The sequence below is a fragment of the Tomitella gaofuii genome (genome assembly GCF_014126825.1).
Classification (GTDB): Bacteria; Actinomycetota; Actinomycetes; order Mycobacteriales; family Mycobacteriaceae; genus Tomitella; species Tomitella gaofuii.
In genome coordinates this window covers 959,019-979,562 of the sequence record NZ_CP059900.1, presented here as the reverse complement: position 1 = coordinate 979,562, position 20,544 = coordinate 959,019, and the positions used below count along the sequence as shown (strand labels likewise).

Annotated in this window: 2 protein-coding genes (1 of these 2 cut by a window edge); both read right to left on the bottom strand. The window is 68.8% G+C overall.

What is annotated here, in order from left to right:
* Positions 1–4: 4 nt before the first annotated feature.
* Complete coding sequence (locus H4F70_RS04335) at positions 5–973, bottom strand: alpha/beta hydrolase (RefSeq protein WP_182359154.1); 969 nt, start codon at positions 971–973, stop codon at positions 5–7.
* Positions 970–20,544, bottom strand: the 3' portion of a protein-coding gene (locus tag H4F70_RS04330) for a non-ribosomal peptide synthase/polyketide synthase (protein ID WP_182359153.1). It continues 14,190 nt past the right edge of the window; 19,575 of the gene's 33,765 nt are visible here — the last part of the coding sequence; the start codon falls outside the window, past its right edge; it ends in the stop codon at positions 970–972. Before H4F70_RS04330 ends, H4F70_RS04335 begins: the two co-directional genes overlap by 4 nt.

Genomic DNA, 20,544 nt, shown 5'->3' with positions numbered 1-20,544 from the left:
CAGATCACTGCGCCTGGCGCAGCCTCCGGCGCACGATGCGCATGACGTGCCAGGTCTCCGGCAGCCACGACAAGTACATGAACGCATGGAACCCACCACGGTATTCATGCACGCGCACGTCGACGTCCAGCCGCCGTGCCAGTTCGCTCAGGCGCCGGCAGTCCGCGATGAACACCTCGTTCGTACCGATGAACACGTCGACGGGAGGGAGCCCCAGCAAGTCTCCGTCGATAGGACTCGCCCCCACCCCGCACCGTCCCGCAGAGGCCGTCCACTCGCGCCCCAGGTGGCGCAGCACTTCCACGTCCAGAATCGGATCCTTGCCGGCCACGTCCTTGATCTCGGGGTTGTCCAGCTCGAGATCCAACCACGGGGAGAACAGCAGCAGGTTCGCGGGCGCGGCGATCCCACCGTCGCGGATCGCTTGCGCCAGGGCGTAGGCCATGCCCCCGCCCGACGATTCCCCCGCCAGCATCACATCCGCCGCGTCGCAGTCCTCGAGCACGCGTCGGTACAACTGCAGCATCCGCCCCAGTGCCTCCGGATGCGTACCACTCGGTGCAAGCGCGTACGTAGGCACCAGCACCCGAACGTCCCCGTTGCGCGCCAGCGCGGACACCAGCATCCACTGCTGCGGCTGCAGCGGCGTGGTGAATCCGCCGCCATGCAGGAAAATCACCGTCCGCGCAGGGTACGTGCGCCCCCGCACCGTCACGGTGTACACGGGAAGCCCGCCCCATTGCTCCATGTCCACGCGGCAGCGCCGAAGCGTCGAGCGCGGCGGTGGCGCGCCTCCCCTGGCCTGCGCCTCGTCGCGCCTGCGCAACGCCTCATCCAGGGTCAATGCCCGGTCGGCTCGCCGCAGCCACCAGGTGGACAGACGCATCGGCACGCTCGGCCACCGCGCAGCCCACACCTTGCGCGCGCCGGAGCCGACCACACCGTCCGGGACGTCCGCCCGCTCCGCATTCACCGGGCGCCGGCCTCCGCGATCGCCGAAAGCGCCTGCTGCCACAGGCCGAGCAGCTCACCGGCCTCGCTCTCATCGAGTACCCCGGGGGCCACCGACACGTAAGCGAGGTACTCGGGCCCCTCCGCGGTGTCGGCGATCATCGACTGGATGTCCACTACCGCCTGCGCCGGCATCCGGCTGGGGTTGTCCACTCCGAGATCGTTGTCCTCGAAATCCGGAAGCCAGCCCAGGCCGCGCACCTCCTCTGGAATCTCCGAGGATTCCACGCTGCCGATGTAGTTGAAAACCACCTGAGGCTCACCATGCTGCTGAAGCTCCGGAGCCGTGCGGGGGTTGAGATACCGCAGAAGCCCATACCCGATACCTGACCCCGGCACACGCTCGAGTTGCTCGGCGGTCTTCTCGACCAACTTCACCGTGGCGTCGGCCTTGCGTCGCGTACTGCCGGAGAAGACCTCGTCCACGTCCACCTCGGACAAGTCGACGCGGGCCGGGTACATGGCCGTGAACCATCCGACCGTTCGGGACAGATCCGCACCCGGCACAGCCGCCTCGTCACGTCCATGCCCCTCCAGCGTCATCAATGCGGAAGGTTCTTCTATACCGCGGTGGCGACGCCATTGCACAAGCGCTGCTGACAGTGCGGCCGTCGCCAGCCGCCCCGGGTCGGTCCCGAACACGTTCCGCGCCGAATCGAGCAGCCCGCGAGTGACAGCAGTACTCAGGCGCACTTCAGTACGCTGCAACGATTCGACCAGGTCGCGGCTCAGATCCAACGGCCGCCGACCCAGCAAGGGATCCGCGCCCGCGAGGGTGCGACGCCAGAACTCCAGCTCCCGCTCGCGCTCCGGGTCCTGCGCCGCCTCGACGAGCCGGTGCGACCAGGCGCGCATCGAGGTGCCGACCGGCTGCAACTCCGCCGCCTGCCCGTGCGCGACCTGCGCGCCTGCTATGGCGAAATCCTGAACAAGGATCCGCCACGATACGGAATCGACGAGCAGATGGTGCGGGACGATGACGAGCCGGCCCGCCGTTTCCGGGTCGTCGGGCACCAACCACACGCACTGGAGCAGCGTCCCAGCAGCCGTGTCCAACCGGTTCAGTGCGCGTGTGAACTCATCCCCGGCCACCCGTGCGTAACCGGCGCTGCCCGGATACTGCCTACCGGTCAACTCGACCCTGCGCAGGACATCCCGGACATCGAGCCCCCCGACGGGCCGCACGTACAGGGAGGGGTCGCCGTCCTCGTCGAGGAGTACCGCACGCAGCATGTCGTGCGTGTCGACCACGGCCTGCAGGGTTTCGACCACTTTCGTCTCGCTGATCCCTGCCGGAAGCGTGAGCACCATCGGCATGGTGAAGCGATCGAAGTCGCCGCCCCGCTCGACCATCTTCGCCGCCACGGGCACCAGCGGAGCCGCGCCGACTCCGCCGCCGGGCAATTCTTCGGCGACACCGATATCCCGACTGGTTTCAGCCGCCACGGAGGCGAGACCCGCGACGGTCCTGTGCTCGAACACGTCGCGCGCAGTGAAGTGCACGCCCGCAGCACGCGCCCGCGAGACGAGCCGAATCGACACGATGCTGTCGCCGCCGAGGTCGAAGAAGGAATCGTCGACGCCGATGTCCTCCGCGCCGAGAACCTCTGCGAACACGGCGGCGATCGCGCGCTCGGTGTCGGTGGACGGCGCCCGGTACTCCGCGCCCGCGGTGAACACGGGCTTGGGCAGCGCACGCCGGTCGACCTTGCCGCTGGTGTTCAGCGGAAGGTACGGCAGCGTCATCACCAGCGCGGGGACCATGTATTCCGGCAGCTCGCGCGCCGCGAATTCCCGCAGTTCCCGCTCGTCCACAGTTGCGTCGCCGACGGACACGTATGCGACCAGTCGTGTGGCGGCGGCGCCCTCGGCACCGTCCGAGCCGCCGCCCTCGTGGGCGACGGCCGCCGCTTGCCCCACGCGCGGGTGCGAGGCGAGCACGGCCTCGATCTCACCGAGCTCGACGCGCTGACCGCGCACCTTGACCTGGAAATCGGCACGCCCGAGGTACTCCAACGATCCGGCACGGGTCCACCGCACCAGGTCCCCGGTGCGGTACATTCGCGCACCCGCCCCGGCGAACGGATCGGCGACGAAACGCTCGGCGGTCAGATCGGCCCGGGCGGCATAGCCGCGGGCCAATTGCCCACCGGCGAGATACAACTCGCCCACCGCCCCGATAGGCGCTGGCTCGAGCCGGCCGTCGAGCACGTACGCCCGCGTGTTCCACACCGGCTCGCCGATCGGCACGGTGTTGCCCGCCGTATCGGCGGGCACGGTCGCGGTCACCGAGTTGATCGTGACCTCCGTGGGGCCGTACAGGTTGACCACGCTCGCCGCACTGACGGCCCGCACCCTCTCGACCAGCGCCGAGGTCAGTGCCTCGCCGCCGGCGAAGACCACCCGGAGCGTGGCGAGGGCGTCGGCGTCGGCCTCGTCGAGGAACAGCGCCAACAGCGAAGGAACGAACTGCACCGCCGTCACCGATTCACGGGCCACCACGGCCGCCATCCGGGCCGGGTCGCGATGGCCGTCGTGCTCGAGCACGACCATGCGCGCACCGACCACCGGCGGCAGCAGCAGCTCCCACACCGACGCGTCGAAGGTCGCCGGCGTCTTGTGCAACAGCACGTCGTCCGCAGAGAAGCCGTGCTCGCTTTCCATCCACGACAGTTGGTTGACGATCGCCTGGTGCTCGATCGCGACGCCCTTCGGACGCCCCGTCGACCCGGATGTGAACAGCACGTATGCGGCGTCCTGCGCCATGAGCGGACGGGAACGCTCGTCCGGCCGAATCGGATCGGCGGACAGCCCGCCCAACTCGAGCTCGTCGAGCCGTACGGTCTGCGCACCGGCCTGCTCGAAGACGCTCGCGTCCGCGGAGGCCGTCAACACGCAGACCGGGCGCGCGGACGCGACGACATGCGCGATGCGGTCGGCCGGATGCTCCGGATCCATCGGCACGTACGCGCCCCCCGCGGCGATCACCGCGTGCACGGCCACCACCATCCGGGTCGAGCGGCGCATTCCCACCGCGACGGTGGCGCCCGGGCCGACGCCTGACGCGATCAGGTGGCGGGCCAAGCGCCGCACCCGTGCCGCGAAATCACGATAGGACACCGATCCGTGATCGTCCGTGAGCGCGGGCGCATCAGGCGTCCGCTCCGCCTGCTGATCGACCAGATCGGCGAGCGTCGCCGTCGGCACGTCCCGCTCGGTGCGGTTGAACCGCTCGAGGACGGTGCGCCGCTCCTCCTCACCGAGCAGCCCCACTGCCGACGTACGCGTCCGCGGTGCGTGCGCGACTGTGGCGAGGATGCGCGCGAGCCGCTCGGATATCGCCGTGGCGGCATCCGGCGACACCGCACCGGGAAGATGCTTGACCGTCAGCCGCAAGCGCGGATCCGCCTCGGCGAGCAGGCTCAACGGGTAATGGGTGGCATCCTGCATCGCCACGCCCGTCAACCGCATGCCGTTGATATCGGTCTGCTCGGCGAGCCCCGCCTGGTCGACCGGATAGGACTCGAAGACGGTCAGCGTGTCGAACAGCGCGCCCACGCCCGCAGCCTGCTGGATCTGCGGCAACCCCACGTGATGGTGATCGAACAGACCGGCCTGCCGGGCCTGCACCCGCTCGATCAGGTCGACGAGGGCCTCGCCCCGGACCTCGTCGAGACGCACGCGTACCGGCACGGTATTGATGAACAGTCCCACCATCGACTCGATGCCGTTGACCGACGGTGGCCGTCCGGACACCGTCGCACCGAATACCACATCGGAGCTGTCGGTCATCCTGGCGAGCAGCAACCCCCAGGCGGTCTGCACGATCGTGTTGAGCGTGACGCCCCGGTCACGTGCCAGCTCGGCCAAGGCATCGGCGACCGTGTCGGGCACCTCGACCGCCACGTCCTGCGGATCGCGTCCATCGTCGCCGCCGTCCGGAGCGATCAGCGTCGGCTGCTCGACCCCGTCGAGCGCCTCGCGCCACGCCCGCATCGACGCCTGCTCGTCCTGCCGGGCGAGCCACGCCAAGTAATCCTGGTACAGCCGCACCCGCGGGAGCACTGTCGCGTCGCCGCCGGCGGCGTAGAGCACCAGCAGGTCCTTGAGCAGCAGCGGCAGCGACCATCCGTCGAGCAGAATGTGATGGTTGGCGATCGCGAAACGGTAGTGTTCGTCGCCTGTGCGGACCAGCAGGAATCGCAGCAACGGCGGGCGCGCCATATCGAACGCGGCCGTGCGGTTGTCCTCCAGCAACCGGCGGCACTCCTCGTCGCGTCGGTCCGAATCCACCGACCGCAGATCGATCTCCGCCCACGGCAGGTCGACCGAGTCGACGATCACCTGCACGGCCTCGCCGGAATCGCCGGCGACGAAGCCCGCGCGCAGATTCGGGTGCCGCCCGACCAGCGCTTCGGCCGCCGCACGCAACCCGGACGCACCGACCGTCCCGCGGAGCTCGAGCACCACCTGCGACGTGTAGACGTCGTGGCCCCGCTCGGCCAGCAGCGCATGGAAGAACATGCCCAGCTGCAGCGGTGCAAGCGACCAGACATCGGCCAGGCGCGGGTACTGCCGCTCGAGCGCCTCGAGCCGTGGCTGGTCGACCGCCACGAGCGGCACGTCCGACGGGGTGAGCCCGCCGGCGCTTCCGCCGCGCGCACGCTGCGCCAGCGCGTCGGCGGCCCCGCACCACAGCCCGGCGATGGCGCGGGCGTCGTGCTCGCCGAGCGCCCCGGCCGCATGCGCGAAGTTCGCACGCAACACCGGCCCGTCATCCGACTCCGTGGTCACGGCGTTGATGCTCAGCACGGCCGGGGCCGCCATGTCGTGGTCGGCGGCGCCGCCAAGGGCGGCCGACTCGCCGTCCGGGAGCCAGCCGACGCCCGACAGATCCGCCGACACTGCACTCGAGCCCATCCGGCCGAGGTAGTTGAAGCTCACCTGCGGCACCGCGAGCCGCGCCAGCTCCTCGCCCGCGTCGTCATCGAGGTAGCGCAGCATGCCGAAGCCGACGCCCCGGCCCGGCACGGCCAGCAGCTGCTCCTTGACGGCCTTGACCGCGGCGTCCGCGCCTTCCCCGGCCGCGTAGGCGTCGTCGACGTCCACGCCGGTGAGGTCGAGCAGCACCGGGTACATGCTCGTGAACCAGCCGACGGTGCGCCCCACGTCCGCGCCCGGTACGGCGTCCTCTTCGCGCCCGTGACCCTCCAGGTTGATCAATGCCGACGGGACATCGGAACCGTGCCCGCTCTGCGCACGCCACGCAGCCACTGCAAGCGCCAGCGCGGCGAGCAGGCCGTCGTTGGCGCCGCCGCGGAACGCCGCCGGCAGATCCGTCAGCAGCGCCTCGGTCGTCTCCGCCGACAACGACACGTCGAATCGCTCAACGGTCGCCATCACGTCGACCGCCGAATCGAATCGGCGCGAGCCCAACGCGGGATCGTCGTGCCCGAGCACCGCGCGCCAATGGTCCATCTCCGCGGACCGCCCACCGGAGCGCGCCTGCTCCTCGAGCGCGTGGGCCCAGCGTCGCATCGAAGTCCCCCCCGGCGCGAGCACAGGTTCTTCGCCGGCGGCGACCTGCGACCACGCCGAGGCGAGGTCCGGCACGATCAGGCGCCACGAGACCCCGTCCACCGCGAGGTGGTGCACGAGGACGAGGAGCCTCCCGTCGTGCGCGTCCAGCCCGCCGGCCGGGGCGAACCAGACGAACCGCACCATCGTTCCGCCACGCGGATCGAGGCGGGCCGCAGCCGCCTCCTGCGCGTCTTCGGCCAGCCGCGCGAAGGCGTCGGACCCCGGTGCGTCGGTAAACTCGATGCACTCGATGAGATCGTCCGCGGACACGGCACCGGGCGCGGGCACCGCGAAGCGCATTCCCTCGCCACCGGACCGCGCTGCGTCGGCCTCCACCCGCGCACGCAGCATGTCGTGGCGATCGAGCACCGCCTGCAGCGTGCGTACCAGGCGCGGGCGGTCGATGCCCTCCGGCAGCGTCAGCAGACTCGCCTGGGAGAAGCGATCGTAGCCGCCGCCGTTACCCACCAGCCACTGCGCGATCGGAGTGAGCGGGAACGTGCCCACCGCCCCGCCAGGCAGCTCGTCGAGGGTGCGGATGGCGTCAGTGTCGGAAGCCCACTGCGCGATATCAGCGAGGCCGGCGACGGATTTGCGCTCGAACACGTCGCGCGCGGTGACGACGATCCCGGCTTCCTTGGCGCGCGTGACCAGCTGGATCGACACGATACTGTCGCCGCCGAGCGCGAAGAAGGAGTCCTCCACGCCCACGCGCTCGAGCCCCAGCACCTCCGCGAACACCGCGGCGATCGATCGCTCCATCGCCGTCGACGGCGCGACGTACTCGGCCGACGAGTCGACGAACACCGGCTCCGGCAGCGCCTCGCGATCGACCTTCCCGGATGGCGTGAGCGGGAACTCGTCGACGACGGTGATAGCCGACGGCACCATGTAGTCCGGCAACGTGCCGGAAACGAATGCGACGAGCTCGGGTACGTCAATCTCGGCGCCGTCGACGGCATGCACGTACGACACCAAGGTCGTCGTCGCGCCGGTGCGTTCGTAGCCGATGGTCATCGCGAAATCGACGGCCTCGTGACGCCCCAGCGCCGCGTCGATCTCACCGAGCTCGATGCGGAAGCCGCGGACCTTGACCTGGAAGTCCGTACGCCCGAGGTACTCGAGTGCGCCCGGCCCGCCATCACCGTCTGTGATCCACCGCGCCAGATCCCCGGTGCGGTACATCCGTTCGCCGGCTCCGCCGAACGGGTTCGCGACGAAGTTCGCGGCAGTCTGCCCCTGGCGCTGGTGGTACCCGCGTGCCAGGCCCGACCCCGCGATGTACAGCTCTCCCGATACCCCCACGGGAACGGGCTGCAGCCGCTGGTCGAGCACCAGCAGGCCGACGCCGCGCACCGGTCCGCCGATCGTGACGGGCAGCGCGGGATCCAACGCGCCGGTCGCCGTCGACCACACCGTGTCTTCGGTGGGGCCGTACAGGTTGAACATCGCGCGGCCCGGGGCCCACCTCGCCATGAGTTCAGGCGGGCATGCCTCGCCGCCCACGCTGAGCACCTCGAGACTTTCGAGTCCGACCGGTTCCATCGACGCAAGCGCCGCCGGGGTGATGAAGGCATGGGTCACCGCGTGCGCACGCAGCAGCTCGGCGAGCTCCTCGCCTCCGAACACGCTCGTGGGGACTATCACCATCGTCGCAGAGGCTCCGAAGGCGAAGAGGTACTCGAACACCGACGCATCGAAACTCGGCGATGCGAAATGCAGTACACGCGACGAGGAAGTCGTACGCATACGTTCCCGTTGTTCGGTCGCCATGGTCTCGAGGCCGCGATGCGTCACGACGACGCCCTTCGGAAGTCCCGTGGATCCGGAGGTGTAGATCACGTATGCCGCGTCTTCACCGCGCACCGGGCCGCGATCGACGTCCGTCACGGGATCAGTCGCCGCTCCGTCGATCAACGCGCGGACCGTCGGATCGTCGAGGACCAGCCACGTCACATCGTCCGGCAGGTGCGCGCGGTGCGCCGACGTCGTCACGCCCACCTTCGCCCCGCAGTCCGAGATCATGTGCGCTATGCGGTCGGCGGGATACTCGGGGTCCACAGGCACGAAGGCGGCCCCGGTCTTCACGATCGACCAGATGCCGAGCACGGATTCAAACGACCGCGGCAGACCCATCACCACCGTCGAACCGGAACGGACGCCCTGGCCCAGCATGATGCGTGCGAGCCGTGTCGATTCCGCGTCGAGTTCTCCATAGCTCACGTGACGGTCGCCGACGATGAGCGCAGTCGCCCGCGGTTCGCGGGATGCCGCCCGCGCCAGGATCTCGGCGAACGTCGCCTGCGGCGCCGGCCGCAGTCCACGCACGGGAGCCATGTTCTCGGTCTCATCGCAGCCGAGCACGGGCAGATCCCCCACCGGCGTGTCCGGCGTGCCGACCGCCCCGGCGAGGAGGCGCTCGAAGATCTGCGCGAACCTGCGGATCGTGCCCTCGTCGAACAGATCGGTCGCGTAGATGAAGTTCGCGTCCAGTCCACCGCCGGGAGCGTCCGAGATCGTCAGTTGCAGGTCGAACTTCGCAGTCGCCACATCGGTGTCGACCCCGGACACGGTCAGACCGGGCAGTTCCAGATGCGCCTGTTCGATGTTCTGGAACGCGAGCACCACTTGGAACAGGGGCGAGTGCGCCGTGGATCGCTCGGGTGCGAGTTCGTCGACGAGTTGCTCGAAGGGCACGTCCGTGTGTGTGAACGCGGCAAGGTCGTCCTCGCGTACCCGGCCGAGCAGGTCGGCGAACGATTCGGCCGGATCGACGGCCGTGCGCAGCACCAGGGTGTTGACGAACATTCCCACGAGATTGTCGAGCGCGGCCTCGCCGCGCCCCTCGATCGCGGAACCGATGGCGATGTCGCCGCTTCCGCTCAATCGGGACAGCAACACCGCGAGTGCGGCGTGGACGACCATGAACGACGAGGCGCCCCGCTCGCGCGCCAGCGCGTCCACGCCGGCGCGCACGTCCGTGTCGATGACGAAGTCGAACTGCGCGCCGCGCATCGACTGCACCGACGGGCGCGGCCGGTCCGTCGGCAGCTCGAGCACCTCCGGCAGTCCCGCGAGGGCGTCCTTCCAGAAGCCGAGTTGGCGGGAAACCTCCGAATCGGCGTCCGCCGCGTCTCCGAGCACTTCCCGCTGCCACAACGCGTAATCGGCGTACTGCACGGCCAACGGCCGCCACATCGGCTCGTCCCCCGCGGCGCGGGCTCCGTAGGCGGTCATCACATCGCGTGCCAACGGCGCCGTCGAGGCCGCGTCGCCCGCGATGTGGTGCAGCACCAGCACCAGCATGTGCTCCGCGTCGCCGAAATGGATCAGACGTGCGCGCACGGGAACCTGCGCCGCGACGTCGAATCCGCGCTCCACCTCGGCGGCGACCAGTGCGCGAAGGTGCGACTCATCGGCGGCGTCGTCGACGGCCAGAGCTGCGCCATCGATGACGTCCGACGGCAGGATCCGCTGACGCGGGCCGGACCCGTCGTCCGGGTACACGGTGCGCAGGATCTCGTGCCGCGAGACGACGTCGACGACCGCCGAGCGCAACGCCTCGACGTCGAGCTCCCCGGATAGACGCACCACCAGCGGAATGTTGTACGCCGCCGAGGATGTGTCGAACTGGTTGATGAACCACATCCGCTTCTGCGCCAGCGACAACGGCACCCGATCCGGTCGCGCCACAGGCTCGAGCGCCGGCCGCGCCGTACCGGTGCTCTGCTCTGCGCGCTCGGCCAGCCGCGATACCGTCGGCGCCTCGAAAAGCTCCCGGACACCGATCGAGACATCGAGCGCCGCGTTGACGCGCGCGATAACGCGCGTACCGATCAGCGAATTGCCTCCCAGATCGAAGAAGTCGTCCTCGATCCCGACTCGCTCCTGGCCGGTGACGTCGGCGAAGACGCCTGCGATGATCTCCTCGACCGGAGTGCGCGGCGCGACGTACGCGCTCCGCGCGGAATCGAGGTCCGGCAAGGGAAGCGCCTTGCGATCCAGCTTCCCGTTCACGCTCAGCGGGAGTGCATCGAGCATCATCACGACCGACGGCACCATATATCCGGGCAGCCTGCGCCCGGCCGCTTCCTGCACGCGCTTGGACTCCAGCTCCGCGCCCGGGGCCGCCACGACGTAGCCGACGATGCGGGCACCGGTGCGCGCATCCTGGTGGACGACCACCGCCGTCTGCGCAACGCCGTCCTGCGCCGACAGCGCGGCTTCGATCTCGCCCAGCTCGATGCGGAATCCGCGGATCTTGACCTGGAAGTCGGCGCGTCCCACATAGTCGAGCTCGCCGCCGTCCGTCCAGCGCGCGACGTCCCCGGTGCGGTACATCCGCTCCCCCGGCCTGCCGAACGGGTCGGCCACGAAACTTTCGGCAGTCAAATCGACGCGCCCGAAGTACCCGCGGGCCAGTTGCGAGCCCGCCAGGTACAGGTCTCCCGCGACACCGGCGGGGACCGGCTGCAGGCGCGCGTCGAGCACGTACGCGCGAACGTTCCACTCCGGACGACCGATCGGCACCGAACCGATCTCCTTTACCGCGCATTCGTGGTAGGTCACGCTCACCGCGGCCTCGGTCGGTCCGTACAGGTTGTGCATCGACGCATCGCAGAACGCGCGGAAGCGCGTCACCGTCTCCGCCGGCAACGCCTCGCCGATGCACAGCACGCGACGCAGCGAAGCGACCCGTTCCGGTTCGACGACGGCCATGAAAGCCGTGAGCAGCGAAGGTACGAAGTGCGCCGCGGTCACCCCGTGCCGCTCGATCAGCCCGCCGAGGTATTCGGGGTCGCCATGCCCGTCGGGCCGGGCGACGACGAGCCGTGCACCACTGGTGAGCGCCCACCAGAACTCCCAGACCGACAGGTCGAAGGTGAACGGGGTGCGCTGGAGCACGGCGTCGTCGGAGCTCAGCGGGTAGGCGTTCTGCTTCCAGAGCAGCTGGTTGCAGATGGCCGCGTGCGGCACTGCCACGCCCTTGGGCCGGCCGGTCGAACCCGAGGTGTAGATGATGTACGCCGTGTTGCCCGGCCGCAGCGGCGCAGTCCGCTCGTTATCGGTGATCGGCGTCGCAGCGAATCCGTCTACCTCGAGCAGTTCCACCGCAACGCACTCGACCGTATCCGGCAGCTGCGACGCCGCCGCCGCCGTCGTGAGCACGAACGCCGGACGTGCGCTGTCGAGAACGTACTCGTTTCGCGCGGCGGGGTGGTCCGGGTCGATAGGCAGATACACGCCGCCCGTCTTCGCGATGGCGTACATGGCGACCAGCAATTCCACCGATCGCGGAATCGCGAGCCCCACGATGACCTCGGGACCAACGCCCTTGTCGATCAGGCAGCGGGCCAGCCGGTTGATCCGCGCATCGAACTGCGCATACGTCAGTTCTTCATCCTCGAAGATCAGCGCGGTCGCATCTGCGTGCCGCGAGACGGCATCGTCGACCAAGTCTGGCAATGTACGAGCGGGAAGCGGCACGTACGTGTCGTTCCACTGCTCGATGATCCGAGCGCGTTCCGTCGATTCGAGCAGTTCCGCGTCGCCTACAGCGTGGCCCGGGCGATCGAGCAGCTCACCGAACAGCCGCACGAATCGTTCGGCAATGCGCTCGACCGTCGACCGCTCGAACAAGTCCTCCGCATAGGTGAAAACGCCCGCGATGCCGGCGGGATCGCCGGATTCGTCGTACTCGTCCTGCAGGATCAAGTGCAGGTCGAACTGCGCCGTGTCGCCGCCGGCCTCGAGCGGCGTGATCGTCATGCCCGGAAGTTCCAGTTCCGTGCGCGTGGTGTTCTGGAACGAGAAACCCACCTGGAAGATCGGGTGGTGCGCAGTGCTGCGCGCAGGGTTGAGCGCCTCGACCAAGCTCTCGAACGGGATGTCGGCGTGCGCGAACGCCGCGAGGTCACGCTCGCGTACGAGCCCGAGCACGTCCGCGAACGACGCGGCCGGATCCACTTGCACACGCAGCGCCAGGGTGTTGACGAACATGCCGATGATGTCGTCAAGCTCGGGTTCGCCTCGGCCTGCGATCGGCGTGCCGACGACGATGTCCCCGCCGTCGGCCAGGCGGCTGAGCAGCACGGCGAAGGCGGCATGCGCCACCATGAACGGCGTCGCACCGTGCTGCTTCGCCAGCGCTTCGATGCGCTCGTGCATCCGCCGGTCCACTGGGAAATCCACCCGGTCGCCGCGCAACGTCTGAACCGCCGGACGCGTATGGTCCGTGGGCAGTTCGAGCACGTCCGGCGCGCCGCTGAGCGCGTGGCGCCAGAAGGCGATCTGCGCCGCGGCGAGACTGTTTGCGTCGTCTTCGTCGCCGAGCAGGTCCCGTTGCCACAGTGCGAAGTCCGCGTATTGGACCGCCAGCGCGGTGAACTCCGGCGACGTGCCCGCGTGCCGTGCGACATAGGCGGACACGAGGTCGCGGACGAACGGCGCCGTCGATTCGCCGTCGGTCGAGACGTGGTGGATCACGGCGGCCAGCACGTGGTCGTCTTCGCCGAGCTCGAAGAGGCGCAGGCGCACCGGCACCGCCGCCGTCACGTCGAACCCCGCGGAGACCAGCTCCAGGAGGAGGCGGGGCAACTGGTCTTCATCCACGGCTCGCGCAGTGAGATCGAATGAGACATCTCCGGCCGGCAGCACCAACTGGTGGGGTCCGTCCTCGGCGTCCGGATACACCGTCCGCAGCGTCTCGTGGCGTTCCACCAGGTCGTCGACCGCCGCTGCGAGGGCCGCCATGTTCAGCCGCCCCTGCAACCGAACGGCCAGCGGAATATTGTAGGCGGCCGAGTCCGGGTCGAACCTGTTGAGGAACCACATCCGCTTCTGCGCCAGCGACAGCGGCAGGCGCTCCGGACGCGATCCGGCCACCAGCGGGGGTCTGCCGGCCCCGGAGCCGATGTTCGGCTCGAGACGCTCGGCGAGCAGCGCCACCGTCGGCGCCTCGAACAGTTCGCGCACGCCGACCTGCGTGTCCGTGGCAGCGCGGATGCGCGAGACGGCGCGGGTGGCGATCAGCGAGTTTCCGCCCAGATCGAAGAAGCTGTCGTCGATGCCCACCTCGTCGAGCCCCAGGATCTCGCCGAAGACGCCGGCGATCGTATGCTGCAGCGACGTTGAAGGCGCCCGATACACCGCGACGGACGATGCCGACAAGCGCGGCTCAGGCAACCGCTTGCGGTCGAGCTTACCGATGGGCGTCAGCGGAATCTCGTCGAGAACGATCACCGCCGACGGCACCATGTACGACGGCAGGGACCGGGCGACGACACCCGTGAGATCCGCGGGATCGGCGATGTGCCCGTTCGCCGCGTGCACGTAGGAGACCAGGGCGGTCTGCCCGGACGGGTCCTCGACGCCGACGGTCACCGCGAAGTCCACGGCATCGGAGGCGGCCAGCACCGAGTCGATCTCGCCGAGTTCGACCCTGTTCCCCCGCACCTTCACCTGATGGTCCGAACGCCCGAGATGCTCGAGGACGTGATCGTCGCCCCACCGGGACAGGTCGCCGGTGCGGTACATCAGCGATCCCGGAGCCCCATGGGGGTTCGCCACGAACCGTTCCGCGGTCAAGTCGCTGCGTCCGAGGTAGCCGCGCGCCAGGCCCGGGCCCGCGATGTACAGCTCGCCGGGCACGCCCCGCGGCACGGGCCGCAGTCGCTCGTCGAGCACCAGCGCGGTGACGCCGCGCATAGGCGCACCGATCGTGACCGGCGCGCCGGGCCGCATCGGTTCGGTGATGGTGACGAGGACCGACGTCTCCGTAGGGCCGTACCCGTTGTGGAAACGGTGTGCGCCGCCCCAGCGGGATACCAGTTCAGGAGGGCACGCATCGCCACCGACGGTGACCGAGCCGACGGTGTCGAGGCCCGCCGGGTCGACGGTCATCAAGGCCGTCGGGGTGAGTACGACGTTGGTGATCCGGTTCGCCGCGATGAAATCCGCGAGCTCGTCGCCGCCGAACACGTCCGGAGGCGAAACCACCAACGTGGCACCCGCGCTGAACGCCGCGAGCATCTCGCCGACTGAAGTGTCGAAGTTCGGCGCAGCGACCTGCAGCAGGCGCGCGCCCGGGTTCGCCTCGTAACGATGCCGAAGGTCCATCGCCAGATTCGCCAGGCCGCGGTGCGTCACCACGACACCCTTCGGCTTTCCCGTCGAGCCGGAGGTGTACAGCACGTAAGCCGGATGGTCGACGAGCAGCGTGCGAAGGCGGTCGGCATCGTCGATGGGGCCGCTCGGAGACTGCGCAAGCAGTTCAGCGGTGGCCGTGTCGTCGAGCACGATCCACTCGATCGAGTCTGGCAGTGCATCCCGGTATGCGCGCAGCGTCAGCCCGACGGCGGCACCGCTGTCCGCGACGATCTCCCCGTTGCGTTCCACGGGGTGTTTCGGATCGAGCGGAAGGTACGCACCGCCCGCTTTCTCGACCGCCCAGATCCCCACGACGGTGTGCGCCGAGCGCGGGATGGCGATCGGGACCACCGACTCCGGCCCCACCGCGCGGCAGATCAACACGTGTGCGAGCCGGCTCGAGTCCTCGTCCAGCTCGCGGTATGTCATCCCGGTGCCGTCGGCCTCGACCGCAACGGCTTCGGCATCGACAGCGACGCCGTCCGCGTACAGATCCGGCAATGTGCGCGCCGGCAAGGCGCTCGCACCCTGCTCCTCAACAAGCACAGCGCGCTCGTGGCCCGAAAGGATTTCGATGTCGCCGACAGTGACGTCGGGGTCGGCGACGACCGCCTCGAGGATCCGCAGCAGCCGGTCTGCGAATCCACGGACCGTGGCTTCGTCGAACAGATCGGTGGCGTAATCAAACGCGGCGTCGATTCCCGCGCCACGTCCCGCATCGTCGTAGCGCTCGCGCACGCTGAGCTGCAGATCGAATTTCGACACGGCGAACGGCGGCTCGACCGGAGCGATGTGCAGCCCGCCGAACTCGAAATCGACCGCCTCGTTGTTGTCGAACGACAGCGCCACTTGGAACAACGGCTGGTGCGCAGTGGAGCGCGGCACGTCGAGCACCTCGACGAGGCGTTCGAAAGGCACGTCCGCGTGCCCCATGGCCGCCAGATCGGTTTTGCGCACCTGCGCGAGCAGATCGCTGAACGAGGCGTCGGGGTGCACGGCGGCCCGCAGCACCAGCGTGTTGACGAACATTCCTACGAGCTCGTCGAGCTGTGCGTCATTGCGGCCGGCCACCGGGGTGCCGATGGCGACGTCCGGCTGGGCGCTGAGCCGTTCGAGCAGGACTGCAAGACCCGCGTGCATGACCATGAACATGGTCGTGCCGGTACGCCGCGCGACCTCCGCGAGCGCACCGTGCAGATCAGCGTCGAGCGCAAACGGCACGCCCGCCCCGCGGAACGATTGCACGGGCGGTCGCGGGCGGTCGGCCGGGAGCTCGATCGATTCCGGAAGCCCTGCTAGAGCAGCGTGCCAGTAGTCCAGCTGCCGCCTCACCAGAGATTCCGCGTCCGCTTCGTCGCCGAGCAGGTCCCGCTGCCACAGCGCGAAGTCCGCATACTGGACCGGCAGCGGTTCCCACGCCGGCACCTGCCCTGCGGACCGTGCCGCATACGCGGTCATCAGGTCCGAGAACAGCGGTGCGAGCGACGCCCCGTCCGCCGAGATGTGGTGCACCACCATCATCAGCACGTGATCGGTCGCGCCCAGCTCGAAGCACGCCACTCGCACCGGTACGGACCGAGTGACATCGAATCCCTCACCGGCCATGGCCGCCATGCGGGCCATCATGTCCTGTTCGCCGGCAGAAGCGACGACGGGCAGCTCCGCCGACGCTTCGGAGGCGTCGACGATCACCTGGCGGGGCTCGCCGTCCGAGTCCGGGTACACCGTCCGCAGCGTTTCGTGCCGCGCGACTACGTCGCGGTACGCCTGATCCAGGGCCTCGAGATCGACAGCTCCGCGCAGGCGTACCGCGAGCGGCATGTTGTAGGCCGCCGAGGCGGTGTCGAACTGGTTGATGAACCACATCCGTTGCTGCGCCAGCGACAGCGGGATGCGCTCCGGGCGCTGCCGAGCCGTGAGTGGCACCCGGTCCACGGTCGTCCGTCCGTCGAGACGATGCGCTATCGCCGCGACGGTGGCCCCGTCGAAGAACTCCCTGACGCTGAGATCCGCATCGAATACGGCATTTATCCGCGCCACGGCCCGCGTCGCGGAAAGCGAGTCCCCTCCGAGCTCGAAGAACGGCTCCGCGGCGCTGACCTGATCGATTCCGAGCAGTTCCGCGAAAATCGCGGCGACGGACCGCTCCGCCTCCGTTTCGGGCGCCACGTAGTCGCGCGTGAACATCGCGGGATCCGGGTCCGGCAGCGCGTTGCGGTCGAGCTTGCCGTTCGCGTTCAACGGCATCGCCTCGAGCTGCATGATCGTGTCCGGCACCATGTATTCCGGCAGCGTGGCGGCGCACGCAGACATCAGCGATTGGACGTCCACGGGCGCATCGGCGACGACGTATCCGACGAGGCGCTGTCCCGACACGCCCTGATGAACTGTCACCGCAGCCTGGCTCAGCTCGTCGCGGGACAACAGCGCTGATTCGATCTCCCCGAGCTCGATCCGCAGTCCGCGGATCTTGACCTGGAAATCGGTACGCCCGAGAAACTCCAATTCGCCGTGGTTGTTCCACCGCACGAGGTCCCCCGTGCGGTACATGCGTTCGCCCGGAGCACCGAAGGGGTCCGCGACGAATCGCTCGGCGGACAGATCCGCCCGGCCCTGATACCCCCGGGCAAGCTGGATCCCTGAAAGATACAGCTCCCCTGCGACTCCCTGCGGTACCGCCCGCAGCCGGGAATCGAGCACGTAGCCCTGCGAGTTGAGCAAGGGCACGCCGATCGGCACGGACGCACCGAACGGATAGTCCAAAAGCGAATACGTCGCCGTGACGGTGAATTCCGTCGGACCATAGGTGTTGACCAGTTCGGCGTCACTCGTCTCACGGAACCGGTCGATCAGCTCGGGGGAGAGCGCCTCTCCGCCGGCCACGACGAAACGGACAGAATCCAGGACGTCGCCGAACTCTCCCGAAATGAACACGTCAAGCATCGAGGGGACGAACTCCACGACGCTGACCCGCTGCGTCTTGATCAAATCTGACAGATAATCCGGCTCACGGTGCCCGCCGTGCCGTGCGATGACCACTCGCGCGCCGACGAGGAGCGGCGCCAGGCACTCCCACATGGCCACGTCGAAGGTGTACGGGGCCTTCTGCACGATGCGGTCCTCTTCGGTCAACCGATATTGGTCAACCGTCCATTGCATCTGGTTGTCCAGGCCCGCGTAGGTGCACACGACCCCCTTGGGTCTGCCGGTGGAGCCGGAAGTGAAGATCACGTACGCGGCATTGTCGCCGCGCAGGACACTCAATCGATCGGCATCGGTGATCGGCCCGTCGCCCACCCCCGCCGCATCGAAGTCGTCGACCTTCACCACCTGCGCATCGTCCGGCAACGCGATCCGGTCTGCACGACGGGTCAGGACAATGACGGGACGAGCGGCCTCGATGACATAGGCGGTCCGCTCCGCGGGGTGCTCCGGGTCCAGCGGCACATACGTACCACCGGCCTTGAGCACCGCATGAATCGCGACCATCGCCTCGAGGCTGCGCTGCATCCCGATCGCAACGGGGCGGTCCGGCCCTACGCCCATCGAAATGAGGTGGCGCGCCATGACGTTCGACCTGCTGTCGAACTCGCGGTAGGTCAGTTCCGTTCCCTCGAAGTGCAGGGCGACGCTCTCCGGCGTCCGCCCGGCCTGAGCGACGAAACGGTCCATCGCACGCGGAACCTCCGCGACGCCCTCGCCGGTGGTGGCGTCGGCAACGAGGCCTGCGAGCAGACTAGCGAAGTTGGCCGCGAAATCCGCACTGTCCTCGCCATCGAGGACCCCCGGCAGAAGCGTGGTCAGCGCGACGGTCACTGCCGCCTCGGCACCGACCCCCATGCCCGCGAGCGACGTCGCCAGTTCCGCTGATTTGTCGTGCAACTGCTTGTAGGTGACATCGATGCCGTTGTGCGAGACTGCGACATCGCCCGGACGCAACGCCGCGGCCGTGTCCAGCAACTCCGGCAGCGGCTTCGCCTTCAAGTCGTCCGACACCGCTTGCGACGACAGGGAGCCGGGCGGTGCAGCCGATACGGCACCCGGCTTCTCCTGCGCCGTGAGGATGTCGATCTCCTCGACTGCGGTGGTCGGTTCGGCGGTGCCGGCGCGGAGCACGGAAACGAGCCGCTCCGCGAAGCGTTTCGCCGTGCTGCGATCGAAGATGTCGGTCGCGAACTCGAGGTAACCGTCCCAGCCGCGTGCCGAACCGTCCGCATCGAATCGCTCGACCAGAGTCACACCGAGATCCGACTGCACCTCGCCGAAGTTCGCATCGAGGGCTTCGACCGCCAGCCCGGCCATTCGCACGGACGGCTGCTGGAGGTTCTGGAAGCTCAGCATCACCTGCGCGAACGGAGTGTACGAATCCGACCGCGCCGCGCCGAGCGCGTTCAATACACGTTCGAACGGAATATCGGCGTTGCCGAACGCGTCCAGGTCCAGTCTTTTGACCGCGTCGACGAGATCTGCGAACGACGTCGTCGGATCAACGTCCGCCCGCAGAACGAGGGTGTTGACGAACATGCCGACCAGATCGTCGAGAGAGGCGCTGCCCCGCCCGGCAACCGGCGTGCTGATCGGAATCCGCGCCGCACCGCTCAACCGCGACAGCAGGGCACCCAGCGCAGCGTGGACGATCATGAACGGTGTGGCGCCGTGCTCGCGCGCGAGTTCGCGGATGCGGCCGACCACTTCCGCATCGACCCGGAACTCGACGATTTCGCCGGCTCCCGACCGCGATGCCGGGCGCGGCCGGTCGACAGGAAGCTCGAGGACTTCCGGCAATCCCGTGAGCCGGTCCCGCCAGAATTGCAACTGCGCGGACGCGACGGAGCGCGGATCGTCTTCCGAACCGAGAAGCCCGCGCTGCCACAGCGCGAAGTCCGCGTACTGGATCTCCAGCGGATCCCAATGCGGAGCCTCCCCGCCCGTTCGCGCGTCGTACGCGATCATGAGATCGCGGGACAACGGGGCCATCGAGGAACCGTCGGCGCAGATGTGGTGCGCGACGACGACCAGCACGTGCTCGTCGCCCGCAGTCTTGTACAGCCGGGCGCGCACTGGTAGCTGCCTTGTCACATCGAATCCCGCCGAGGCCAGTTCGACAGCGCGCGACCGTGCTTCAGCGTCGTCGCGGACATCCTCGAGCGGCAACGCCGAATCCGCGGCCTGCGCGACATCCAGAACCTTCTGGCTCGGTCCGTCGACGGAATCCGGGTATACGGTGCGCAATGACTCGTGCCGGCCGATCACGTCGCGCAGAGCGGCGCGCAGCGCTTCGACGTTCAAAGATCCGGACAGTTTCAGCGCCAGCGGGATATTGTACGCCGCGGAATCCGGGTCGAGACGATTGAGGAACCAGATCCGCTGCTGCGCCAACGACAGCGGGATGCGCTCCGGCCGCTGCTGCGGCACCAGCGGGGGCCGCTCGGCCGACCGACCACGCAGCTCTTCCAGTCTGCGGGCCAGATCGGCCGCGGTCGGCGCCTCGAAGAGCACCCGGACCGGAGCGTCGGCTCCGATAGCCTCGTTGATCCGCGCCATCGCCTTCGTCGCCACCAGCGAGTTCCCGCCCAGGTCGAAGAAGGACTCGTCCACACCGATCGCGTCCGCGCCCAGCACCTCGGCCAGGCACTCCGCGACGAGCCGTTCCAATTCCGTGCGCGGCATCCGCTTGTCGTCGGCGCGCGCGAAGAACTCCGGCCGCGGCAGCGCCCGGCGGTCCAGCTTGCCCACGGGCGTGAGCGGCACTTCGTCGAGCACGGTGATCAGCGATGGGACCATGTAGCCGGGCAGGAACCTGCG